General features: G+C 53.2%; 27 protein-coding genes. 17 read left to right on the forward strand and 10 right to left on the reverse strand.

Annotated elements, in window-relative coordinates:
• The first annotated feature begins 208 nt into the window (after positions 1–208).
• The 3 genes from J1784_RS23835 (at position 209) to J1784_RS23845 (ending at position 4,347) form a co-directional block, all read left to right on the forward strand.
• Positions 209–427, forward strand: a complete 219-nt coding sequence (locus tag J1784_RS23835) for a YfgG family protein (RefSeq protein WP_217151245.1) — start codon at positions 209–211, stop codon at positions 425–427.
• A 9-nt stretch (positions 428–436) separates the two neighbouring features.
• Positions 437–1,876, forward strand: coding sequence for a magnesium transporter (gene mgtE / locus J1784_RS23840; protein WP_217151246.1), 1,440 nt, complete (start codon positions 437–439; stop codon positions 1,874–1,876).
• Between the two features lie 209 nt (positions 1,877–2,085).
• Complete coding sequence (locus J1784_RS23845) at positions 2,086–4,347, forward strand: diguanylate cyclase (RefSeq protein ID WP_217151247.1); 2,262 nt, start codon at positions 2,086–2,088, stop codon at positions 4,345–4,347.
• Positions 4,348–4,357: 10 nt separating this feature from the next.
• Here J1784_RS23845 and alkA read toward each other — a convergent pair whose 3' ends face one another.
• Both alkA and cysS read right to left on the reverse strand, forming a co-directional pair.
• Positions 4,358–5,221, reverse strand: a complete 864-nt coding sequence (gene alkA / locus J1784_RS23850; protein ID WP_238485712.1) for a DNA-3-methyladenine glycosylase 2 — start codon at positions 5,219–5,221, stop codon at positions 4,358–4,360.
• A 90-nt stretch (positions 5,222–5,311) separates the two neighbouring features.
• Entirely contained in the window at positions 5,312–6,703 is a 1,392-nt protein-coding gene (cysS, locus tag J1784_RS23855) for a cysteine--tRNA ligase (protein WP_217151249.1), read from the reverse strand.
• A 227-nt stretch (positions 6,704–6,930) separates the two neighbouring features.
• Here cysS and ppiB point away from each other — a divergent pair, with 227 nt between their 5' ends.
• Both ppiB and lpxH read left to right on the forward strand, forming a co-directional pair.
• Positions 6,931–7,425 carry a peptidylprolyl isomerase B gene (ppiB, locus tag J1784_RS23860; protein WP_217151250.1) on the forward strand — a complete coding sequence of 165 codons (495 nt, stop codon included), beginning with the start codon at positions 6,931–6,933 and terminating at the stop codon, positions 7,423–7,425.
• A gap of 11 nt (positions 7,426–7,436) precedes the next feature.
• Positions 7,437–8,159, forward strand: a complete 723-nt coding sequence (lpxH, locus tag J1784_RS23865) for a UDP-2,3-diacylglucosamine diphosphatase (RefSeq protein ID WP_217151251.1) — start codon at positions 7,437–7,439, stop codon at positions 8,157–8,159.
• Between the two features lie 120 nt (positions 8,160–8,279).
• Here the strand turns inward: lpxH and J1784_RS23870 are convergent, their stop codons facing one another.
• A complete protein-coding gene (locus J1784_RS23870) occupies positions 8,280–8,903 on the reverse strand; it encodes a MiaE family protein (protein ID WP_217151252.1) in 624 nt (207 codons plus the stop codon).
• A gap of 180 nt (positions 8,904–9,083) precedes the next feature.
• On the opposite strand from J1784_RS23870, the gene purE reads away from it, so the two are divergent.
• Positions 9,084–9,593, forward strand: a complete 510-nt coding sequence (purE, locus tag J1784_RS23875; protein WP_112287560.1) for a 5-(carboxyamino)imidazole ribonucleotide mutase — start codon at positions 9,084–9,086, stop codon at positions 9,591–9,593.
• Entirely contained in the window at positions 9,590–10,654 is a 1,065-nt protein-coding gene (gene purK / locus J1784_RS23880; RefSeq protein ID WP_217151253.1) for a 5-(carboxyamino)imidazole ribonucleotide synthase, read from the forward strand. Before purE ends, purK begins: the two co-directional genes overlap by 4 nt.
• A 42-nt stretch (positions 10,655–10,696) precedes the next feature.
• Here the strand turns inward: purK and ybbP are convergent, their stop codons facing one another.
• Positions 10,697–13,129 carry a putative ABC transporter permease subunit YbbP gene (ybbP, locus tag J1784_RS23885; RefSeq protein ID WP_217151254.1) on the reverse strand — a complete coding sequence of 811 codons (2,433 nt, stop codon included), beginning with the start codon at positions 13,127–13,129 and terminating at the stop codon, positions 10,697–10,699.
• The gene (ybbA, locus tag J1784_RS23890; RefSeq protein ID WP_217151255.1) at positions 13,126–13,812 is read right to left on the reverse strand and encodes a putative ABC transporter ATP-binding protein YbbA; all 687 of its coding nucleotides are present in this window, start codon (positions 13,810–13,812) and stop codon (positions 13,126–13,128) included. Before ybbA ends, ybbP begins: the two co-directional genes overlap by 4 nt.
• Between ybbA and tesA the strand changes: the two genes are divergently transcribed.
• From tesA to J1784_RS23915, 5 genes are all read left to right on the forward strand, one after another.
• Positions 13,783–14,412, forward strand: coding sequence for a multifunctional acyl-CoA thioesterase I/protease I/lysophospholipase L1 (gene tesA, locus J1784_RS23895; protein ID WP_238485713.1), 630 nt, complete (start codon positions 13,783–13,785; stop codon positions 14,410–14,412). The two genes, ybbA and tesA, sit on opposite strands and share 30 nt — an antisense overlap.
• Positions 14,413–14,532: 120 nt before the next feature.
• Positions 14,533–15,309, forward strand: a complete 777-nt coding sequence (locus J1784_RS23900; RefSeq protein WP_217151257.1) for an SDR family oxidoreductase — start codon at positions 14,533–14,535, stop codon at positions 15,307–15,309.
• Between the two features lie 87 nt (positions 15,310–15,396).
• The gene (locus J1784_RS23905) at positions 15,397–16,254 is read left to right on the forward strand and encodes a co-chaperone YbbN (protein ID WP_217151258.1); all 858 of its coding nucleotides are present in this window, start codon (positions 15,397–15,399) and stop codon (positions 16,252–16,254) included.
• 236 nt (positions 16,255–16,490) lie between these two features.
• A complete protein-coding gene (locus J1784_RS23910; RefSeq protein WP_095925004.1) occupies positions 16,491–17,411 on the forward strand; it encodes an SPFH domain-containing protein in 921 nt (306 codons plus the stop codon).
• On the forward strand, positions 17,411–17,866 hold the full coding sequence (locus J1784_RS23915) for an NfeD family protein (RefSeq protein WP_217151259.1): 456 nt from the start codon (positions 17,411–17,413) through the stop codon (positions 17,864–17,866). The genes J1784_RS23910 and J1784_RS23915 overlap by 1 nt, the downstream gene beginning before the upstream one ends.
• Here J1784_RS23915 and cueR read toward each other — a convergent pair.
• The 5 genes from cueR to J1784_RS23940 form a co-directional block, all read right to left on the reverse strand.
• Positions 17,863–18,270, reverse strand: a complete 408-nt coding sequence (gene cueR, locus J1784_RS23920) for a Cu(I)-responsive transcriptional regulator (RefSeq protein ID WP_217151260.1) — start codon at positions 18,268–18,270, stop codon at positions 17,863–17,865. The two genes, J1784_RS23915 and cueR, sit on opposite strands and share 4 nt — an antisense overlap.
• Before the next feature lie 62 nt (positions 18,271–18,332).
• The gene (locus J1784_RS23925; RefSeq protein WP_217151261.1) at positions 18,333–19,118 is read right to left on the reverse strand and encodes a molybdate ABC transporter permease subunit; all 786 of its coding nucleotides are present in this window, start codon (positions 19,116–19,118) and stop codon (positions 18,333–18,335) included.
• On the reverse strand, positions 19,090–20,001 hold the full coding sequence (locus tag J1784_RS23930; RefSeq protein WP_420803999.1) for an extracellular solute-binding protein: 912 nt from the start codon (positions 19,999–20,001) through the stop codon (positions 19,090–19,092). Before J1784_RS23930 ends, J1784_RS23925 begins: the two co-directional genes overlap by 29 nt.
• Positions 20,002–20,207: 206 nt before the next feature.
• Positions 20,208–21,227: a phage integrase gene (locus J1784_RS23935; RefSeq protein WP_217151263.1), complete on the reverse strand. Its 1,020-nt coding sequence runs from the start codon at positions 21,225–21,227 to the stop codon at positions 20,208–20,210.
• 84 nt (positions 21,228–21,311) lie between these two features.
• On the reverse strand, positions 21,312–21,593 hold the full coding sequence (locus J1784_RS23940; protein ID WP_217151264.1) for a helix-turn-helix transcriptional regulator: 282 nt from the start codon (positions 21,591–21,593) through the stop codon (positions 21,312–21,314).
• 106 nt (positions 21,594–21,699) lie between these two features.
• On the opposite strand from J1784_RS23940, the gene J1784_RS23945 reads away from it, so the two are divergent.
• Genes J1784_RS23945 through J1784_RS23965 form a run of 5 tightly spaced genes read left to right on the forward strand, consistent with a single transcriptional unit; the run spans position 21,700 to position 23,147 of the window.
• A complete protein-coding gene (locus tag J1784_RS23945; protein ID WP_238485691.1) occupies positions 21,700–22,131 on the forward strand; it encodes a hypothetical protein in 432 nt (143 codons plus the stop codon).
• Positions 22,128–22,331 carry a hypothetical protein gene (locus J1784_RS23950; RefSeq protein ID WP_217151265.1) on the forward strand — a complete coding sequence of 68 codons (204 nt, stop codon included), beginning with the start codon at positions 22,128–22,130 and terminating at the stop codon, positions 22,329–22,331. The genes J1784_RS23945 and J1784_RS23950 overlap by 4 nt, the downstream gene beginning before the upstream one ends.
• A complete protein-coding gene (locus tag J1784_RS23955; protein WP_217151266.1) occupies positions 22,328–22,582 on the forward strand; it encodes a hypothetical protein in 255 nt (84 codons plus the stop codon). Before J1784_RS23950 ends, J1784_RS23955 begins: the two co-directional genes overlap by 4 nt.
• A gap of 2 nt (positions 22,583–22,584) precedes the next feature.
• Positions 22,585–22,806 carry a phage filamentation protein Fil family protein gene (locus J1784_RS23960; protein WP_217151267.1) on the forward strand — a complete coding sequence of 74 codons (222 nt, stop codon included), beginning with the start codon at positions 22,585–22,587 and terminating at the stop codon, positions 22,804–22,806.
• A gap of 20 nt (positions 22,807–22,826) precedes the next feature.
• Positions 22,827–23,147, forward strand: coding sequence for a hypothetical protein (locus J1784_RS23965; protein WP_238485692.1), 321 nt, complete (start codon positions 22,827–22,829; stop codon positions 23,145–23,147).
• The last annotated feature ends 76 nt before the right edge of the window (positions 23,148–23,223 follow it).

A 23,223-nucleotide genomic window follows, 5' to 3' on the forward strand; every position in this document is an offset into this window, starting at 1 on the left:
AAATGGTTTTTATAACCAGTGAGATAGAGTAATCAGATAAAAAAGAAAATTCCTAAGAGTAGAATGGTTTCTAAAAATGGATAAAACGCCGCTTCACCTTTATTTGATTATCTGGCTGCTCGTTTAGATGTGTTATATATTGTAAACGTTATCATTTGCAGTTCTTCATCCTTTCACCGGAGCAACGATTTACTTAAGCGATCAAACTATGTCTCGAAAAACCAACATCACAATGACGAAAATCGTTTTATCGATCAGCTTCATTATTTTGTTAGGACGCCTGGTCTATTCCGGTATCGGCGCGTACTCCCACCATCAGAACCAAAAACAACAGCAAACAGATGGGCAAACCGTAACACCTCAGGAACCGACTTCCGACAAAACGTGTACCGGCACACTCAAGACCTGCCGCTACCATAAGGATTAAGGATCCCGAATGTCTGCAGAAAAACCGATTAGTTACGGCCAAAAACTCGCCGAGAGTCGCCGCCGGATCCTCGATCTCCTTCTGAACACCGATGACCTTGCTGACAGCATTCTCGGTGAAGAAATTGACGTAGATGATGCCACCCGTGCCAGGCTGATGGACCACACCGCAGAGCTGAGCTCGCGGGTGCAAAAACTCCATGCCGCCGACGTGGCAGATGTGCTGGAAGCCTTACCTATTCACGAACGCCTGGCATTGTGGCGGCTGGTTGAACCGGCTGCCCGCGGTAAGGCACTGGTCGAAGTTTCAGAAACCGTCTGGGACAGCCTCATTGAGGAAATGAGCGACAAAGACCTGCTGAAAACCATGTCCCTGCTGGATGTGGACGATCAGGTTTATCTGGCCGAATATCTGCCCCGCGACCTGACCGGGCGCGTGCTCACCTCACTGGATCCGCGTCAGCGCGATAAAGTCCGCGAGGTGATGAAATTCAGTAAAGAGTGCGTGGGCAGGATCATGGACTTCGAACTGCTGACGGTGCGCCCCGACGTTTCACTCGGTACCGTTCAGCGCTTTCTTCGTCTCAATAAAGCCATTCCGCAAGCTTCCGATAAGCTGTTTATCACTGATCGTAAAAATACCTTACTCGGCGAACTGCCGCTGACCGCAATTCTGCTGAACCCGCCGCATACGCTGGTTTCAGACGTCATGGTTACCGACCTCACCAGTTTTGAGCCGGAAGATAAAGCCGAAGACGCCGCCAGTGCGTTCGAACGTTATGACCTGATCACCGCGCCGGTAGTGGACAAAAAAGGCAAATTGATGGGACGCCTGACGGTGGAAGAAATCGTCGATTTCGTGAATAACGATACTGACAGCAATTTGCGCCGCATGGGGGGGCTGAGCCCGGAAGAAGATGTGTTTTCACCGGTCACCAAAGCCGTGCGTAACCGCTGGGCGTGGCTGGCAATCAATCTGTGTACGGCGTTCGTCGCCTCGCGCGTGATTGGCCTGTTTGAGCATACGATTTCACAGCTGGTGGCGCTGGCCGCCCTGATGCCGATCGTTGCCGGCATCGGCGGGAATACCGGTAATCAGACCATCACCATGATTGTCCGCGGGCTGGCGCTGCACCATGTCCAGCTCGGTAACCTGAAATTCCTGATGTTCAGGGAGCTGGGCGTCGCGTTGATTAATGGTCTGGTCTGGGGCGGACTGATGGGCGTCGTGACCTGGCTGCTGTACAGCGACTGGGAAATGGGCGCGGTAATGACGCTGGCAATGGTGCTTAACCTGCTGCTGGCGGCGCTGATGGGCGTGGTTATTCCGCTGACGATGGTGCGACTGGGGCGTGACCCTGCGGTCGGTTCCAGCGTCATGATCACCGCGCTGACAGATACCGGCGGATTCTTTATCTTCCTTGGCCTCGCCACCATTTTCCTGCTCTGACTCTCATATTCCGGCCACAGGCCGGAATATTCATGAACTATTACAACGTAATGTAAAATTTATATTAATAATTAGTCATGCTTTTCCGATACTGAGAGTAACTGTCATCGAAAGTGCTCATGGTGACGCGTAAGTGATAAAAAAACAGAAAAACGACCATCACTGCAACTGTTCTGGATCCAAACACCAGCCAGAAAAAGGTTTTCACCGTGGAAAAAAACAAACCACCCTCGATTTTACTCAATCGGGCGAACTGGACATCACACGTACTGTTAGGCATTTCAGTTTGCCTGATGGCGCTCGCCTGTATGAGTGTGATTCAGAAATCGTCCAGTCTGGCGGGTTTGTGGTTGCCGACAGCACTGATGATCCCGGCGCTGTTCCATCACCGTTACCGTGACTGGCTACCTTTGCTGTGCGCCAGCGCTCTGGGTATTGCCGCAGCGCACACCGTTCTGGGCACCCCTTTCCTGCGCTACCTGCCCTATCTGCTCAACAATCTTTTTGAAGCCTCGCTTTGCGCGGCACTTTTGCGCCGGATGTTACCGGCGCAGGATCCCCTTTCCGGCCTCGGTCACTGGGTCAGATTCCTGCTGATTGCGGTGATTTTCTGCCCGCTGGTCAGCTCCTTTATTATGATGCTGTTTATCCTGCATGTTCATTCACCAGTGGAATTGCAAAGCCGGTTTGCCACCTGGTTCATGTCAGAGGCCGTTGCCATCCTGGCACTCACCCCGCTCGGACTGATTTATCAGCGCGGTTATTTCAGGAAAACCCTGACCTCAGAACGATTTTTCGGGCTGCTGCTGACGCTCATCATCACGCTGGCCGCAGGTTTTCTGGCGCTCAAATGGTTGCCATATACCTTCGCCTTTATCACCATTCCGTTGTTATGGTGTGCCATCCGTTTACCTCGCGTCGAAGCGTTTATCATTTTTTTGTCGATGACGCTGATGATTGCTTTATTGCACACCAGCGGCATTGTTTCCGTGCAGCCGCATGCCGTCGTGCAAATTCCACAGGGACTTATTTTCCTGCCATTGCTGCTGATCCTGACCCCGGCAAACGCAATGGCGATGGCGATGCAAACCCTGCGGGCAGAGAAGTCGCATATCACGCAGAGTGAAAACCGGTTTCGCAACGCGATGGAATATTCGGCGATTGGCATGGCGCTGGTGTCCCCGCAAGGCAGACTGTTACAGGTGAATAAATCGCTGTGTAATTTGCTGGGTTATGAGGCTGGATATCTCACCACGCTGACCTTCCAGGAAATCACGTACCAGGAAGATTTGGGTAAGGATCTGTCATTGCTGGAGCAGCTGCTTAACGATGAAATTCAGAACTACACCATGGAAAAACGCTACTTATGTCGCAGTGGTGAAGTGATTTGGGCGTTACTGGCGGTGTCGCTGGTACGCGATGAAGAGCATAACCCGCTGTATTTCATTTCTCAGATTGAAGATATCAACGATCTCAAGCACACCGAGGTGACCAATAAGCGTCTGTCGGAAGCGCTGCATGAAGAAAAAGAGCTGCTGCACATCACACTCAACTCCATTAACGAAGCGGTGATTTCTACCGACCGGAATATGAACATCACGTTCATGAATCCGGTAGCGGAGAAAATGACCGGATGGACGGAACAACAGGCGCAGGGCCAGCCGGTGAACCGCATTGTGCTGATCAGCAAAGGGCAAGACGGCCCGCTTATCGACAACTTGCTGCAATTTGATATTAACGAAAATCTTCACTCTTCTGTTGAGCGATCCCTGGTGCTGCACGGTCATCACACCGGCCTGTTTGATGTCCAGCTGGCGGTTTCCCCGCTGCGTACTCTGAAAGACGAACCGATCGGTATCGTGCTGGTATTGCAGGACGTCAGTAAATCCCGCGAGCTGATGCGCAAGCTCAGCTACAGCGCGTCTCACGATTTACTGACCGGATTGTCGAACCGTGGCAGTTTCGAGTCCAGTCTGAAAAAAGCCCTGAATCTGATAACCGCTGCGCATCAGTCGCACTGCCTGGCATTCATCGATCTGGATCGTTTTAAAGCAATTAATGACACTGCCGGGCACGCCGCCGGTGACGAACTGTTGCGCCAGATAAGTACGCTGATGCAGGAACACATCCGCAACAGCGACCGTCTCGCGCGGCTGGGCGGCGATGAATTTGCGCTGATCTTATTTGATTGTCCGGCGGAACAGGGATTGAGCACGCTTGCGAAACTGGTCAGTGAAATCAATCAGTTCGAGTTTGTCTGGGAAGGTAAAATCTACCGCATCGGCGCCAGCGCCGGATTAACCAACATGAATGACCCCGATGTCAGCGGCAGCGAATATATGGCGCAGGCGGATAAGGCCTGTTATACCGCCAAAAATAACGGACGGGGACGGGTTTTTCGCTACGAACCGGAACAGAAAATCGCCACCGTTCACACTGACAACAGCGTGATCCCGCCGGAAAAACACTAGCTGTTGCGGATTAAGGGCTATCCGGCTGCCAGTCATTATTGAACCATAAATGCAGCGTGGCGTAAGTGCGCCACGGTTTCCAGACTTGTGCATAACGGGCGATTTTTCCCGGCGTCATGCCCGGAAAACGCTGCTTAATCAGATAATCGCCACCGAGAAAAACATCCGGCGCAGACCACGCCCGCATCGCCACATAACTGGCGGTCCAGCTACCAATCCCCGGCATCGCCAGCAATTGTCTGACACCTTCCTGCACATCGGTGATTTCATCCAGCGGTAACCGCCCTTCTTCCACTGCCTGCGCAATATTGATCAGACACGCCGCGCGTTTGGCCTGCACGCCGATACCGCGCAAATCATCCACTGTTAATTTTCCGACCGCTGCCGGAGACGGGAACAAATGCGTCAGTGCTGTAAACGGCGTGTTCAACGGTTCGCCCCATTTTTCGGTCAGCCGTGTCGCCAGAGTCGCCGCCATTTTCACGCTCACCAGCTGCCCAAGAATGGCTCTGACCGCCAGTTCAAAACGGTTTATACAGCCCGGCAGACGTAATCCCACGGCGTTTTCCGCCAGCGCCCCTAATCCCTTAGCGATCAGTAATGGCTGCGCATCCAGATCTAACAAACGCCGCACCTGACTGGCCACAATTTCCGCAACCGGTACCAGCGACGGAGAAACCTCAAGTTCGACGCTGTTAACGTCCGCCAGAGGCCGCAGCCGCAACCAGCCGGTCAGCCGCACGCCGCGGTACATTATCGCCAGCGTCCGCTGATAATAATCGCCATCCTGCTGCTCCACGCCCTGCAACGCACGAGCGCCGAGAAACGCCGTCATCCACTGCCAGTCATACGGAGGCTGATACGTCAGAAGCATTTGAGTCACAGGACAGTCCTTATAAAAAAGCCTCCAAAAAGGAGGCTGTTGAGATCTCGCATCTCCAAAATAACCGGAGTCTGAAGGAGATTATTTACGGCGCCAGGTGGTGCCGTTGGCTCCATCTTCTAAGACGATCCCCATTTCATTCAGGCGATCGCGCGCCTTGTCCGCCATGCCCCAGTCTTTGCTGGCGCGGGCATCGTTACGCTGTTTGATCAACGCTTCGATTTCTGCGACTTCATCGTCGTTATCCGCCTGAGCACCGGATTTCAGGAACTGCTCCGGATCCTGCGCCAGCAAGCCCAGCACACCGGCCAGCTGACGCAGTTCTGCTGCCAGACCGTCGGCCGCCGCCATATCTTCCGTTTTCAGGCGGTTGATGTCGCGCGCCATATCGAACAGTACGGAATAGGCTTCCGGCGTGTTGAAGTCGTCGTCCATCGCAGCACGGAAACGCGCCACGAACGCTTCGCCACCGGCTGGCGTTGCACTGGCGTTAGTACCGCGCAGCGCGGTGTACAGACGCTCCATCGACGTACGCGCCAGCTTCAGGTTCTCTTCGCTGTAGTTCAGCTGGCTGCGGTAATGGCCTGACATCAGGAAGTAACGCACGCTTTCAGCATCGTAATATTTCAGGACATCGCGCACGGTAAAGAAATTATCCAGTGATTTGGACATCTTTTCGCGGTCGATCATCACCATCCCGGAGTGCATCCAGGTGTTCACATACGGGCCGTCGTGCGCGCAGCTGGACTGAGCAATTTCGTTTTCGTGGTGCGGGAACATCAGGTCAGATCCGCCGCCGTGAATGTCGAAATGCGCGCCGAGTTGTTTGCAATTCATCGCCGAACATTCGATATGCCAGCCCGGACGGCCTTCGCCCCACGGTGAGGTCCAGCTTGGTTCGCCCGGCTTGGACATTTTCCACAGCACGAAGTCCATCGGATTGCGCTTCACGTTGGCTTCAACTTCGACACGTGCGCCAGCCTGCAACTGATCCAAATCCTGACGGGACAACACACCGTAATCCGGATCGCTTTCCACCCAGAACATCACATCGCCGTTCGACGCCACATACGCGTGATCACGGTCGATCAGTTTCTGCACGATATCAATGATTTCATGAATGTGACCGGTCGCGCGCGGCTCGGAATCCGGTGGCAAAATGTTCAGTGCAGCAAAATCAGCGTGCATTTCTGCGATCATGCGATCGGTCAATGCCATGAAGGTTTCGCCATTTTCAGCGGCACGTTTAATGATTTTATCGTCGATATCGGTGATGTTACGCACATACTTCAGGTCATAACCGACGTAACGCAGGTAACGCGATACTACGTCGAAAGACACAAAGGTGCGACCGTGGCCGATATGACACAGGTCGTAAACAGTGATCCCACACACGTACATCCCGACTTTACCGGCATGAATTGGCTTGAATTCCTCTTTTTGGCGACTCAGGGTATTAAAAATCTTCAGCATCAGGCTATTCCGTGTGTTGGGCGTAGAAAATGACGTTGGCGCATTTAAGCGACATTAACGGCCATAATATAACGAAAATGATTTCACCGAAACGGCATAAGGCCGCCAGACGGGCTTTAGTGGTCACAAAGGCGCTGCTGACGGCAACTTTTGAGTTATGGTATAAGAAAAGGCTATAGTAGCCGCTCTAACACAGAGCACACATCAACATTAGCAGGATGATAATTATGGTCACTTTCCACACCAACCACGGCGACATCGTCATTAAAACTTTCGCTGACAAAGCGCCAGCCACGGTTGAAAACTTCCTGAACTATTGCCGTAAAGGCTTCTACGACAACACAATTTTCCATCGTGTGATTAACGGTTTCATGATCCAGGGCGGCGGTTTTGAGCCCGGCATGAACCAGAAAAACACCGATACGCCTATCGATAACGAAGCAGACAACGGCCTGAAAAACACCAAAGGCACGCTGGCGATGGCTCGTACTAACGATCCGCATTCTGCTACTGCACAGTTCTTCATCAACGTCACTGACAACGATTTCCTGAACCACAGCGGCAAAAACGCGCAAGGTTGGGGTTACTGCGTATTCGCAGAAGTGGTTGAAGGCCAGGACGTTGTTGACGCAATCAAAGCCGTCAAAACTGGTCGCAGCGGTATGCACCAGGACGTTCCAAAAGAAGATGTTGTGATCAAAAGCGTCACAGTCATCGAATAATTAACGTCGGGATGACCACGTTTTTTATCGCAGATATCCATCTTTGCGCACAGGAACCGGCAATCACTGCCGGTTTTCTGCGTTTTCTGCGTGAAGATGCGCCGCAGGCCGACGCCCTGTACATTCTCGGCGATCTGTTCGAAGCCTGGATTGGTGACGACGATCCGCAGCCGCTTCATGCCGAAATCTCTGCCGCACTCAATAAGTTACACCAGCAAGGTGTGCCCTGCTTCTTCATTCACGGCAACCGCGATTTTCTGCTCGGCAGACGCTTCGCGCGCGACAGCCTGATGACGCTGCTGCCGGAGAAAAAAGTGCTCGAGCTGTATGGTCGCCGCGTTCTGATACTGCACGGCGACACGCTGTGTACCGACGACATCGCTTATCAAAACTTCCGCAAAAAAGTCCACAATCCGTTAATTCAGAAACTGTTCCTGATGCTGCCATTGAAATGGCGACTGGGTATTGCCGCCAGAATGCGCGCCAACAGCAAAGCATCTAATCAGGGAAAATCACTGGAAATTATGGATGTGAACCCGCAGGCTGTGGTCAGCGAAATGCAGGCGGCAGGCGTCGAGTGGATGATCCACGGCCATACCCATCGCCCGGCGATCCACGATGTACCTCTGGACAATAAAACCGGCCACCGTGTAGTTCTCGGCGCATGGCACGAACAAGGCTCGATGGTGAAAGTCACCGCCGATAACGTCGAGCTGATCAGCTTCCCGTTTTAAGTCATCTCAAAATTACCCGAAAGAATTCGAGTTGCTGGAAGGCGACAAGCTCATGAACCCCTGGGAATTTAGCTGACTAAGTGACCGGGGTGAATGAGCGCAGTCAACGCATCAGCAGCTCTAAGTATGAAGGGTAACGGGTACGCCTGAATGGAAGCGGAACTGTTCATCCGGTGTGAGGATCAGTTCCGCTTCAATCCTGCCAAACTCTTCCACACGCTCACTGATATCCGTTACCGCATATTGGTCGGCCAGCGCCAGATAATCGGCAAAATGACGTGATTCTGAGCGCAACAGCGACGTATAAAAGCGCGACAGAGTTTCATCGAGATACGGTGCAATCTTGGCAAATCGCTCACACGAACGCGCTTCGATGTACGCCCCGATAATCAGACGGTCGACCAGAATATTCAGGTCATCGTGATGGCGGGTATGTTTAATCATGCCACTGGCGTAGCGCGACGGTGAAAGCTGGGTATACGTGATATTGCGTTTCTGCATGATTTCCACCACCTGCTCAAAGTGATGAAGCTCCTCACGCGCCAGACGCGCCGCACAAAACAGCAATTCGGTGCGATCCAGATATTTAGTCATCAGGCTCATCGCCGTCGCCGCCGCTTTCTTTTCACAGTTCGCGTGGTCAATCAGCATGACCGTCTGATTTTCCAGCGCCACATCCACCCACAATGCGGGCGTTTCACAGTGAAGAAAATCATAAATCGGTGCCAGTAAAGCCTGCGTCATAAATCAGATTCCAGTCAAATTAGTCATTAATATATTGGCTCGGATTATACAAATCTGCGGCAAACTTCTCATCAAAAATGCGCCGTATTCCGGCGACGCAACCGTTTTCCTCCCTCGCGGAGCGTGCTATGATTTGCGCCCTCGCAGTTTCTATTTCCGAACCACAGGAGCTTTACAGACATGTCATCCAACGTTACCCCGGCAAAAATCGCCATCGTTATGGGGTCTAAAAGTGACTGGGCGACCATGCAGTTCGCCGCCGAAGTCCTCACAACGCTGAATATTCCTTTCCATGTCGATATCGTCTCCGCTCACCGCACACCGGACAAATTGTTCACTTTCGCTGAGCAGGCTTCTGCCAATGGTTTTGATGTGATCATCGCAGGCGCAGGCGGCGCGGCGCATCTGCCGGGTATGCTGGCGGCAAAAACGCTGGTGCCGGTACTCGGTGTTCCGGTGCAAAGTGCGGCCCTGAGTGGCATCGACAGTCTGTATTCCATCGTACAAATGCCGCGTGGTATTCCGGTCGGTACGCTGGCGATTGGTAAAGCCGGTGCCGCTAACGCCGCGTTGCTGGCTGCACAAATTCTGGCACTGCACGATGCTGAAATTGCCAAAAATCTGGCCGCATGGCGCACTGCGCAAACTGACGAAGTGCTGAACAATCCCGATCCGCGGGAGGAAGCATGAAGCCGGTTTGCGTACTCGGAAACGGCCAGTTAGGCAGAATGCTGCGTCAGGCCGGTGAACCGCTGGGGATCGCCGTTTATCCCGTCGGGCTCGATGCCGAACCGGAAGCCGTGCCTTATCAGCAAAGCGTCATCACCGCAGAAATCGAACGCTGGCCGGAGACCGCGCTGACCCGCGAACTGGCGACACACAAAGCGTTTGTTAACCGCGAAATTTTCCCGCGTCTGGCCGACCGCCTGACGCAAAAACAGCTGCTTGATCAGCTTGGTCTGGCGACCGCGCCGTGGCAGTTACTGGCTGATGCCGCACAATGGCCGCAGGTCTTTTCAGAGATTGGCGAACTGGCGATTGTTAAACGCCGCGTCGGCGGCTACGACGGCCGTGGTCAGTGGCGTCTGCGTTGCGGCGAAGAAAATACATTGCCGCAGGATTGCTACGGCGCATGTATCGTTGAGCAGGGTATCAATTTCTCCGGCGAAGTTTCGCTGGTGGGTGCGCGCGGACACGACGGCAAAACCGTGTTTTATCCGCTGACGCACAACCTGCATCAGGACGGCATTCTGCGCACCAGCGTGGCACTGCCGAAGCCGGACGCCGCCCTGCAACAGCAGGCGGAAAGCATGTTGTCGGCCATCCTCAACGAACTGAATTATGTCGGCGTGATGGCGATGGAATGTTTCGTGGTCAGCGAAGGTTTGCTGATCAACGAACTGGCTCCGCGCGTGCATAACAGCGGGCACTGGACGCAAAACGGTGCATCCTACAGCCAGTTTGAAATGCACCTTCGCGCCATTCTCGGTCTGCCACTGCCGAAACCGGTAGTCAGTACCCCGTCGGTGATGGTGAATCTCATTGGTACGGATGTGTCACAAGAGTGGCTGAACCTGCCGTTGGTGAATCTACACTGGTACGAGAAAGACGTGCGTCCGGGTCGTAAAGTCGGACACCTGAATCTCAACGATGCCAGCGCCAGCCTGCTGAAAGAAAACCTGACTGCACTGATCCCGATGCTGCCAGCAGAATACGCCAGCGGTATTGAATGGGCGATTGAGAAGCTTTAAGGCGATCTGTTCCTCCCCCTTCGCAGGGGAGGAGCAAAACCATCAACTGTCGTACTGGCGGAACAAGGCCCGTCCCCGCAGCAACCGCACACCCAGCCAGCCGCCACAGACGGACAACAGCACCGCGCTGACTACCGGTACCGCAATCCACATCAGGTAATTCGGTTCCCACGGGAAATCGAACACTTTGCGTTGCAGCAGCCATAATGCGGCTTCCGCGCCAATTGCTGCGGCGATACCTGCGACCAGTCCGAGCACGGCAAATTCGCACCACAGTGTCCGGTGAAGCATTTTTTTGCTGGCACCCAGAGTGCGGTACACGATCAGTTCCTGACGGCGCTGTCGCATGCCGACCTGAATCTGCGCCAGCAACAGCAAGCCGCCGCACAGCATCACCAGCAGCACCATCACTTCCAGCGCCCTGCTCACCTGCTGCAATACCTGTCCGACCTGACGCAGAATCGAACCTATATCCAGCAAACTCAGCGTCGGGAACTGGCGGTTAAGCTGTGTAATGGTGCTGACATCCCCGTGATAACGGAAACTGGTCAGCCAGCTTTGCGGCTGTGCATCCAGCGCGCCCGGCGGGAAGATGAAGTAGAAATTCGGCTTCAGGCTGTCCCAGTCCACTTTACGCAGGCTGGTAATTTTCGCGCTGAATTCCTGCGTATCGCCGCTGAATGTTACAGTATCGCCAAGTTTCAGCCCAAGACGCCCCGCCAGCCCTTCGTCAATCGACACTTCACCGGCTTTCGGCGGCCCGTTACCTGCGACCAGCGGATTATGATCCGGCAGTCCTTCCATCCAGGTCAGATTCAGCTCACGGTTCACTGCTTCCCCGCCCGCGTCGTCCGGCTTGATGATATCCGTAGCGACCTTATCGTTAATCTTCGTCAGGCGAACCCGCACAATCGGATAGAAGGTTTCCGGCTCCGCTTTATGCTGATGCAGGAAATCCGTGACCTGCGGAATTTGCTCTTTGGTGATGTTGAGCAGGAAGTAATTCGGGCTGTCCGGCGGCAGCTGTTGCTCCCAGCGATCCAGCAAATCTCCGCGCATCACCAGCAGCAATGCCAGCAACATAAACGACATCGAGAACGCGGCCAGCTGGCTTAGCGTCACCCATGGCTGGCGCAGCAGACGGTTAACCGCAAGGCGCAGCGGCAACTGACGGAAGGTGAGTTTGCGTAATAACAGCAGCGCGCCCCAGCCAATCACACCGAGCAACAGCGAAAGCACCAGCACGCCGGCCAGCAGTGACCAGAGCAGCGAACTGCCGCCCATCAGCGCGGCCAGCAGACCAACGACGACCAGCACCATCACCGGCAGGAAATAACGCAGCGGCCAAACATTGGCCACCACATCCTGACGCAGCACCCGCAGCGGCTGGGTGGCCAGTAACTGGCGGTAAGGACGTATGCCGATCAGCAGGGAAATCACCACCATCGCGCCCATCGACCATACCCACGGCCAGCCACCGGCAGGCGGCAAGGCCGCAGGCAGAACCGGCGCCAGCACTTTCATCAGTACTGCCTCAAATACCAGGCCGACCACGCTGCCGCAAATTCCCGCCAGCACCAGCACTGCCAGCCACTGACCGATAATCAGTTTTTGCAGCGCCTTTTTCCCGGCACCCAGCGTTTTCAGCACTGCGACCAAATCGTAACGGCTGCGGCAGTAATGCCCCATCGACACAGCAATGGCAGCAATCGACAACATCAGTGTCAGCAGTGCTGACAGCGTGAGGAACTGCTGGGAGCGCTGCAACGATTTACCCAGCGCGCCTTCGGAATCTTCCATTCCGCTCCAGCGCTGATCGGGCTTGAGCAAACCTTTGATTGCCTCGCCATAGGTCTGAATGGCCTGCGGCGAACCGGCAAACATATAACGATAGGTCAGACGACTGCCTGGCTGAATGGCACCGGTTTTTGGCACATCATCCAGACTCATGATCACTCGGGGCGCAGTCTGGAACGGGTTAAAGCCCGAATCCGGCTCCTGAACAATCACACCGGCAATTTTCAGTGTGGTGTCGCCGACATCGAGATTGTCGCCGACTTTCACATTCAGCAGCGCCAGTAAACGCGGCGCGACCAGCACGGTGCCCGGCTCAGGTTTCTGCCCTGCCGGTTCAGTTTGTAACGCGCCATACAGCGGATACGCCAGATCGGTGGCTTTTACCGCTGCCAGCTGCGGTGTTTCACCGGCAAACGTCATGGTCATGAAAGAGAGCTGGCGGCTGACTTTCAGCCCCTGCGACTGCGCATCCTGCAACCAGGCTTCAGTAATCGGATGGGCAGAACGCAGCACGCGATCGCCGGCGATAAATTCGCGGCTTTGCTGGCTCAGCCCTTTGTCCATGCGGTCGCTGATGCTGCCGAGCGCCAGCACACAGGCGACCGCCAGCGTCAGCGCCAGCCAGACGATAAGCAGCGATGGCGAACGCCATTCCCGCCAGAACCAGCGCCAGATCATGCTTCCTCCCACAATTTCCCGTCGCGCAGACGCAACCGCCGCTGACAACGTGCCGCCAGCTGTTCGTCGTGCGTGACCAGGATCAGCGTGGTCGCCGCATCGCGGTTCAGTGAAAAAAGCAGGTCAACAATACGTTCGCCGGTCGCGCGATCCAGATTACCGGTCGGCTCATCGGCAAAGAGCAATTTGGGTTTGCCGATAAATGCCCGCGCCAGTGCCACGCGCTGCTGTTCGCCGCCGGAAAGCTGCGCCGGAAGATGATGCAGACGCCCGCCCAGTCCGAGGCTTTCCAGCAACTGCACCGCCTGCCGACGGCTGCTGCTGTCGCTTTCTCCGCGTAGAAGCGCAGGAAGCTGCACGTTTTCCAGCGCGTTAAGCGTCGGCACCAGCATGAACGACTGGAACACGAAGCCGACATTTTTTGCCCGAAGCGCTGCACGCCCTTCTTCGTTGAGTTCTCCGAGAGATTTACCGAGTAATTTCACGTCGCCGCTGGAGCCATCGTCCAGCCCGGCAAGAATGCCAAGCAGGGTAGATTTACCGGAACCGGATTCGCCAATCAGAGCAATTGTCTGGGCGGGTTTGACAACCAGCTCCACACCGGACAGGATGGTGAGCTGACCTTCACCCTGACCGACGTGCTTACTTAGATGATGAACTTCAAGAATATTTTCCGCTGGCATCTCCCCTTCCTTATGTTGTTAGGATTATTGAGTTTTCGCGCCGTTGCTGCTGATAACTTGCTGATTATTGGCGACAGTTTGAGTGCTGTCTATCGCCTTCCGGTAGCCGAATCCTGGCCGACATTACTGAATAACAAATGGCAAAAGGAAGGTGGAAAGCCCACCATTATTAACGCCAGCATCAGTGGCGATACCGCTGAACAAGGGCTGGCGCGTTTACAAACTTTGCTGCAACAGCATCATCCGCGCTGGGTGCTGATTGAACTGGGCGCCAACGACGGATTACGCGGTTTCCCGCCGCAAACTATTTCGCAAACGCTGACGCAGATTATCAGCCAGGTCAAAAAGACCAATGCCGAGCCGCTGCTGATGCAAATCCGCCTGCCGCCTAATTATGGCCGCCGCTACGGTGATGCGTTCTACGCCATTTATCCGGCGCTGGCGAAGCAGGAAAACATCCCGCTGGTGCCGTTCTTTATGGAACAGGTCGCCGTAAAACCTGAATGGATGCAGGACGACGGATTACATCCGGCGCTGGCAGCACAGTCGTTTATTGCCGACTGGATGTCAGAAAAACTCACGCCGTTACTGACGCATTAAGTTTAAAATACGACGAATAAAATAATACCGGGACGTGAGTAAAACCAAGACGTTACCTTTTCATCCGACTCCCTAGTAAATCACAGTCATAAAAAATAGGGACATCCCACAGGTAAAGTTATGCAAAAAGCTGTATTAATCACCGGTTGTTCCAGTGGTATCGGGTTAGTCGCCGCACAAGATTTACGCGCCCGCGGCTACCGGGTACTGGCGGCATGTCGTAAAACCCAGGATATCGACACGCTGCAACAAATGGGTTTTGAAACTGTTCAGCTCGATCTTGATGACAAACAGAGTGTCGAACTCGCCGCCGCCGAAGTGATTGCGCTGACGGGAAACCGCCTGTACGGCCTGTTTAACAATGCCGGTTATGGCGTTTACGGTCCGCTCAGTACCATCAGCCGCGCTCAGTTCGAGCAGCAATTCTCCACGAATCTTTTCGGTACGCATCAGTTGACCCAGCTCCTGCTGCCCGCCATGTTGCCGCACGGCGAAGGCCGCATTATCCAGACCAGTTCGGTGATGGGGCTGATTACCACGCCGCGTCGTGGCGTTTATGCCGCCAGTAAATTTGCGCTGGAAGCCTGGTCCGACACGCTGCGTATGGAGCTGCATGGCACGGGGATTCAGGTCAGCCTGATTGAACCCGGCCCGCTGAGCAGCAACTTCACCGCCAACGTCAGTCAGTCTCAGGCCGGCCAGCCGGTAGTAAATCCGGGCATTGCACGACGTTTTACACTCAAGCCGGAGGCAGTTTTACCCAAACTGCACCATGCTTTAGAAAACCCGCGCGCACGTTTTCGTTATCCGGTCACCCTGGTCGCCCATGCACTGGCAGTGCTTAAGCGCCTGTTACCAGCCCGTATGCTGGACAAAATATTACGCGGAAACAGCTAAGTAAAAGCGATAAGGGGTTGAAGCGGCACGAGTCGCCCCCATCTTATTTTTAATGCTTTAAACGCCTTAGTTAGAGGGAACGAATTCATGCTTGCACAACCTACAGTAATCGATATCAACGAAACCAACCTGCACCAGACGCTGGAACAATCCATGTCTGTGCCGGTGATGTTCTATTTCTGGTCTGAACGCAGCCAGCACTGCCTGCAACTGGGGCCTGTCCTCGACAAACTGGCGGTGGAATATGCCGGTCAGCTGATTCTGGCGAAAGTGGACTGCGATACCGAGCAGATGATTGCCCAGCAATTTGGTCTGCGTTCGATCCCTGCGGTTTACCTGTTTAAAGACGGTCAGCCGGTCGATGGTTTCCAGGGCCCGCAGCCGGAAGAAGTGATCCGCGAATTGCTGCAAAAAGTGCTGCCGAAAGAAGAAGAGCTGAAACTGGCTCAGGCGCAGGAACTGTTGCAGGCGGGCAATGCGGCGGAAGCCCTGCCGTTACTGAAAGACGCCTGGCAGTTGAGCAATCAGCGCAGTGATATCGGTCTGTTGCTGGCTGAAACGCAGATTCACTTAAACCGCACCGAAGATGCCGAAGCCGTGCTGGCGACCATCCCGTTGCAGGATAAAGACTCCCGTTATCAGGGGCTGATTGCGCAAATCGAACTGCTGAAACAGGCGGCAGATACGCCGGAAATTCAGCTGCTGCAACAGGAATTACAACAAGATCCTGAGAACGCAGAACTCATCGTTAAACTCAGCCTGCAATTACATCAGGTCGGGCGTAACGAAGAAGCCCTGGAACTGCTGATGGCGCCGCTGAAAAAAGATTTAGGTGCGGCGAACGGTGCTGCGCGTAAAACACTGATGGATATTATGGCCGCCCTCGGTACCGGCGATGCGCTGGCTGCCAAATATCGCCGCCAGTTATATTCCCTGCTGTACTAACTCATAAGGCACGAGCGCAAAACGCCAGACGCACGTCACTGAACAGGACGTGCGTTTTTTTTGGACCGTTCCCCGCCTTTTATCCCCTGAACTATCCTTTATTAATACGATGTGACCGTTATTTGTGCGACAATTGAGCACACACTTTGCCGGCTGGCAGATGTGCCAGGGACATGTTTTTACTCGACTATTTCATCCGGAATAGTCAGGACACAGTTTTACAGGAGTTTCATACTATGTTTGATCTGATTCCCATTCCTATCCTCATTCTGATCGTGCTGGCGCTGCTGGTGGTTTACGCCGGGATCAAGATCGTGCCGCAAGGCTATCAGTGGACCGTCGAACGCTTCGGGCGTTACACCAAAACCCTGATGCCGGGGCTGAATCTGGTGGTGCCATTTGTGGACCGCATTGGCCGTAAAATCAATATGATGGAACAGGTGCTGGATATTCCTTCTCAGGAAGTGATTTCCCGCGATAACGCCAATGTTGCCATCGACGCAGTCTGCTTTATTCAGGTCATTGATCCGGCTCGCGCTGCGTATGAAGTGAGCAATCTGGAGCAGGCAATCGTCAACCTGACCATGACTAACTTCCGTACAGTTCTGGGCTCAATGGAACTCGACGAAATGCTGTCACAACGCGACAACATCAACGCACGTTTGCTGCATATTGTCGATGAAGCCACCAATCCGTGGGGCGTTAAAATTACCCGTATCGAAATCCGTGATGTGCGTCCGCCTGCTGAACTTATCTCCGCAATGAACGCGCAGATGAAAGCCGAGCGTACAAAGCGTGCCGATATTCTGGAAGCGGAAGGCGTGCGTCAGTCTGCCATTTTACGTGCTGAAGGTGAAAAGCAGTCGCAAATTCTGAAAGCAGAAGGTGAACGTCAGTCGGCGTTCCTGCAGGCTGAAGCGCGTGAGCGTGCGGCTGAAGCAGAAGCCCAGGCGACCAAAATGGTGTCCGAAGCGATTGAAGCCGGCAGCGTGCAGGCGATTAACTACTTCGTGGCACAAAAATATACCGATGCACTGACCAAAATCGGCTCTGCTAATAACAGCAAAATCATCATGATGCCGCTGGATGCCACCAGTCTGATGGGCTCCATTGGCGGGATTGCTGAGCTGCTGAAAGAAACCAAAGGCGGCAAATAATGCTGCATGATTTCATGGCAAATCCGCACGTATTCTGGCTGTCTCTGGGTGGCCTGTTACTGGCGGCTGAGCTGGTGGGTGCGAGTGGTTACTTGCTGTGGAGTGGCGTGGCAGCGGCGGTTGTGGGCGCTGTCACGTGGATAATTCCGCTACCGTGGGAATGGCAGGGTACCGCGTTTGCGCTGCTGACTATTCTGGCGGCGTGGCTATGGTGGAAGTGGCTGAATCAGCGGGTAGATAAATCTGCGGGAAATTCATCGCTGAATCAGCGCGGCCAGCAGTTAGTGGGCACTCACGCCACCGTGCTGGAACCGGTAATCAATCAGTTCACGCGGGTGCAAATCGGTGACAGCAGCTGGCGGGCAATCTGCACGTCGCCGCTGAACGTCGGTGACAAAGTGATTATCACCGGCGTGGAAGGCGCGACGCTGCGCGTGGAACCCGATATCAGTTAATGCTGCTTTTGGTGGCAGCATCCGGACAGATTATCAATGATCGGGCAGTCCGCCCCTTCGTCGCCCGGACAGGCATCTGCCAGCGTCAGTAAGCGCTCACGCATCGCTTTCAGTTCTTCAATGTGCCGCTCAATTTCGGCGGCCTTTTCTAATGTCCGCGCTTTCACGTCCGCGCTGTGGCGATCCGGATTGTGGAATAATGCCACCAGTTCCTGACATTCTTCCAGCGTAAATCCGACCTGCCGCGCCTGACGTAATAACGTCAGTTCTTCGATATGTTTTTGTGCATAACTGCGGTAGCCGTTTTCGCTGCGAGCCGGTGCCGTGACCAGCCCTTTCTCTTCATAAAAACGAATCGCTTTACTGGTGAGACCGGTTTTTTTCGCCACATCACTAATGTTCATTTCGCCTCCGCGACAAGCTGAATTTTGCTCATAATACGAACATCATACGCCATCAGAGACGATCAGCTGTAATCAACGGTGTGTTTTTTAGTGCGCAGAAGCAGCCACATCGGCAAAGGCAACGTCACGATCAGCAGGATCCACAGCAGCGAATATACTGACGTCACGCCATCGTTTTGCAAATTGATAAACATTTTGACCGGAATACCCTGCGGGAAATAGCAGAACACCATCACGATGCCGAACTCCCCGATGGCGCGCACCCAGGCGATCGCCACACCGGCAGCCATCCCGCGTGAGGCCAGCGGTAATGTGAGGCGGATAAACACCTGAAACGGCGAAGCGCCGAGCGTTTTTCCGGCCTCCTCGACATCCTTCGGCACCGCTTCCAGCGCGCCTCTGGCGGAGAGTATAAAATACGGTAACGCACCATAAATCTGCGCCAGCACAAACGCGGGCGCATTGTTATTAAGCGTCATGCCGATAGCAGAAAGAATTTCCCCGACCGAGCCGTAAGGCCCGTAAACCGACACCAGCAAAATCCCCATCGCCAGCGGCGGGGTTAGCAACGGGATCAGCACCAGCACTTCCACAATCGTGCGCCAGCGCGATGACGTTTTTGCCAGCCAGAAGGCCACCGGCAAGCCGAGCAGAACAATCAGCCCCACAGATACCAGACTGAGCCCCAGCGAAACCGCCACCGAGTGGCTGTCGCCGTAAGCCAGATGAAAATCTGACCACGGCGTCAGGAACAGCAGCGTAACAAACGGCACCATCAGCAGCGCCAGCGCGGGAACCGCCAGTCCTGACGCGCGCAACTTAAAGGTTTCCGCCTTTCGGTTTGTCATAACCATTTTGTTCAAACAGCTTCTGACCCTTTGCGCTTTGCATATAGCGGATAAACTCTTTCGCCAGTTCCGGATGCGGCGCGTTGTTCAGCACCACCGCGTAGAACACCAGCGGCTGAGTGCTCAGCGTTTTTTCTTTGCCGGTCGCATCTTTCACATTGAAAGTCACTTTGCTGTACCAGTCTTTGCTCATCTGCGGATTGCTCAGGTTAATTTCATCCGGCAATTTGATGTACGGCAGATGGGCGGAAATGGTGGCGCTTTCGTAGCCCGATGCGGCATCAACCTGACCGGCTTCCAGACGCGTCAGCAATCCGCCTTCGCCGGAAATCTGTTTAGGGTTCTGCACATCGCCCAATACCGCTTTTTCCAGACCCGGCTGTTTGTAATAGTTTTCCGCCAGCATCATGGTGAAAATGATGTTCTGACCTTGCGGATCGCTCACCGGATCAGTACGGCCAAATTGCAGCCCCGGCGTTTGCAGCACTTTCCACCACGGTTCTGCGCCTGCTTTACCGTCTTTAATCGCGGCAAATTTTTCGGCGTATTTGCCTTTCGGGTTATAGGCAATCACCATGCTGGTACTGGCAACCGGGATTGCCTGCCCCGCCATTCCGGCTTTTTGCAAGATCTCCACCGGTCCCGGCGTGATTGAAACAAACACATCCGCCACGACTTTTTTCGACGCCAGCAAGTTCGCCATGCCATATGCGCCCTGCCCCTGTCCCTGATAATTCACCTTCTTCTCTTTCGCGAAGTCCGGACCCAGATATTTGTCCATCACCACACCCATCGAACCGGCGTAGGTCACGCGAAAATCGTCAGCGGCTTGTGAAGCCTGCGCCGCCATTAATCCCGCCATCAGCACAAGCGTTGTCTGCATCTTTGCCATCGAAATCCCCTTATCCTTCATCGTTATATAATTTGGGAGATAACGATAAGCCAATCCGCAGAGAAGTTTCTAAATAAATTGTAAATGGACGATAAATGAAAATAACGAATACTGCGCTTGACCTTCCCCTTGCTGGGGGGAACATGAACCCCGAAGTCACCTAAGTGACTACGGGGAATCAGTATTTCAAACCCCCTTTACACCCCATTTACCCCCGTTTGACCTATTAACTGTGGTCGCAATGTGGACACTTTAGAAAGCGGATTAAAGCTTACCACATCAGCTAAATAGTCCGGGGAGAAGTGTGCGTAAGTCATAGTCTGCGAGACATCCGCATGACCAAGTATTCTTTGCAGAGTGATAATATTGCCGCCCTTCATCATAAAATGAGTGGAGAAGGTATGACGCAATGCGTGAGCTGCCTGACCATCCGGTAGATTAGGTTTTGCCGCTTTCATCATCTTTCGGAACCGGCTATAGCTAACTTTAAATAAACGGCCTGTTTCACGAACTTTTACAATCTCGGCAACTTCCTGAGAGATGGGGACGACACGCTTCTCTCCATTTTTAGTGTGAGAAAACATTACGTTATTGTGGATGATATTTTCAGCTTTAAGACCGTAAGCCTCCCCCCATCGCGCACCTGTTGCTAGGCAAAGAACGGCTATCCGGTAATAATCCCCCTTTATCGAACTAAGCAAAATATCAATCTCGCTTTCCGTAAGGTACGACATTTCCGAACGAACCTCCCGCAGTGGGGCAAGTGTCGCGATCAGATTTTCTCCGTGGAACTCATCAATTGCCCCCATTGCCTTAAAAATACCGCTCAAAGCAAAAAGGTCGTGATTGATAGTAGATGCTTTAATCCCATTCTCCAGACGTTCGGCCCGGTAATCGATTAAACACCTTGAGTCTATTTGGTAGAGCATAGGGTCGTTCATATCACGGCAAATTCCGTTCACTGTACTTAACCTACGCCGAGCATACGGCAGGTTACGGCCTAACAGCGTCCACCAGATTTCAATAAATTCACTCAAGCGACGTTTATCAGCTGGCCTATTGAGATAATCATTGTTCTGATATTTAGCGATGATGCATCGCTCATAAGCGTGGGCATCAGCTTTGCGGTCAAACTTTTTACGGATACGCTTTCCGTTGCGTCCCCGTGGTCTTACATCTACTTCAAAGCGACCATCTTCGAGTTTCTTAATCGACATAAGATAACCCTCGGATGTACTGCGCAACTCTTACCCTTAGTTCTTCAGCCCAAAGGTAATAAATATCTAACCAGTTCTCATCCCTTAGCGGGATGACGTTGATTCGTCGGGCATATAGTGTGCGAGCGCTGGTGCAATCTGCCCCTTCGCTGGATCCGTGCGATCATACAAAAACCAATCCTGGTATTTGTGAAAACGAGAATGTCCGAACATTTTTATTGCCGCATCTAGAGACATACGGGCTTTACCTAATTCATAACCGTTGTAAGTACCGTAATTTACTCCAATTAAATCAGCCACTTCCTTAGATTTTAGGCGTTCAGAATCGCGTATCAGCTTCAACTTTTCGCTTTGGTCAATTGACATGGTATGTCAGATCTCTAATTATATGATTGTATTGACATCAGGTGTTGACACATCAACACCTGAACCGAATAAACCCCTACGGGGTTCAATCTGGGATCTTAGCACAATGAAAAACATCAGCGAAATTGACACACAATACGCAAGGCAATTCCCTGTTGATACGGGACGTGCGCTACGCGTATGTCGTATGACAGAGAAACAAACTCAAAAATTACGCGATATGTCTCGTGACGAGTTGGCGAATCAGATTTTCGTTAACGCAGAGGAATTTGCTTACCTGACTGGCCGCACTCTGAAATCAGTGCAGCATCTGATGGACAGGAATCAGATTCCCGTCCATCGGGAAGGAATGCCAGGTTCAAAGCGACCAAAACGCTTCATCATGATGCAGGAATATTTGGATGCATTACGCCATTGCCGCGCAATCATCACCTCCGACGAGCGTTATCACATTGATCGCCTCATGCGCGATAAAGCCACTTACCGTCGTTCCACCGGTAAGGGTTCACGGCCATTAAATGGACGGGCGTCCGTATGAGTCATTCAATCCGGGAAATCAGCCGCCATTCTTCAATTTATCGCGGCTTCATCATTACCCGCCGCCCTAAAACGGTTATCAGCAAGATTACCCGCTATGAGATCACACTTGGCGAGCAATCTTTCGGGTTATTCGACGCGCAGGCCCAGACGATTGGGTACATAGACGAACTTCATAATCAGAAGGGGAAAGCGGCATGAAGACACCATTTTTGGCAGCGGGTAACAAAGTTCTAAGCATGTACGAACGTCGCCAGTTAGTTGCGACCGTAAAAGCACCGGCACACTCAGAAAGCGAGATCTATTGGGCCTGTGAAAAGCTGCGCGACATTGCCGCAGCCGCAGCTTACGCAGGAAGCCCAGAGGCCGTAAAACTGAGTGCAACTGCGGAACTTTGGAGCAAGTCACACAGAGTGCCCGAACCTTTCACCGTTATTTTCGACGAGGCTTAATCATGACAATAATCGAGTGTCCATCTCTGGCTAATATGCTGACCCACGGCCAGCAGGTTACCCACCGCGCTCACCAGCGTGGATGGATTGAAGCCCCGGACGGTCGTTTCTTCCAGCCTAAAGTGACAGATGTGCAATTCGTTAATGGTCGCCGTCTGCCGTTCATGTCCCGCCCACGAAATAAACGCCGCTGGTTCGCCAGACTGATGGGTATTTTCGCGTAGTTAATTAGTTGGGGGGATATATGCAGGCTTCAAATAATCAGCATGTTGCACCGTTACCGTTTAAAGAATTCCAGATAACGGCCCGCAAGCTTTTTAAACGTCATGAAAATACTGCGTTGCGCCGGTTCAATATGGCCAGTGATGATTTCAAGTTCGTAGTGTTGACGCTATCGAACCGACGCACACCCAAACTATTTACCCCGTCTGACATCGGAAAACCTTTCGAAGATTTCAGTGAGTATCAGCGGGAAATGATAATCGACTCAATGAATAGCCTGTCCAAATGGGGGCACGCACTACCTAACTACATTTCGGCGTCTGACCGAATTCTAGATATTTAAACCAACCGAATTTTTATATAGGCGCTCACACGTCGGGCTTTCTGCATCCCAAAATCAGCGAATCTGAGGAAACACT

Source organism: Rahnella ecdela, assembly GCF_019049625.1.
Classification (GTDB): Bacteria; Pseudomonadota; Gammaproteobacteria; order Enterobacterales; family Enterobacteriaceae; genus Rahnella; species Rahnella ecdela.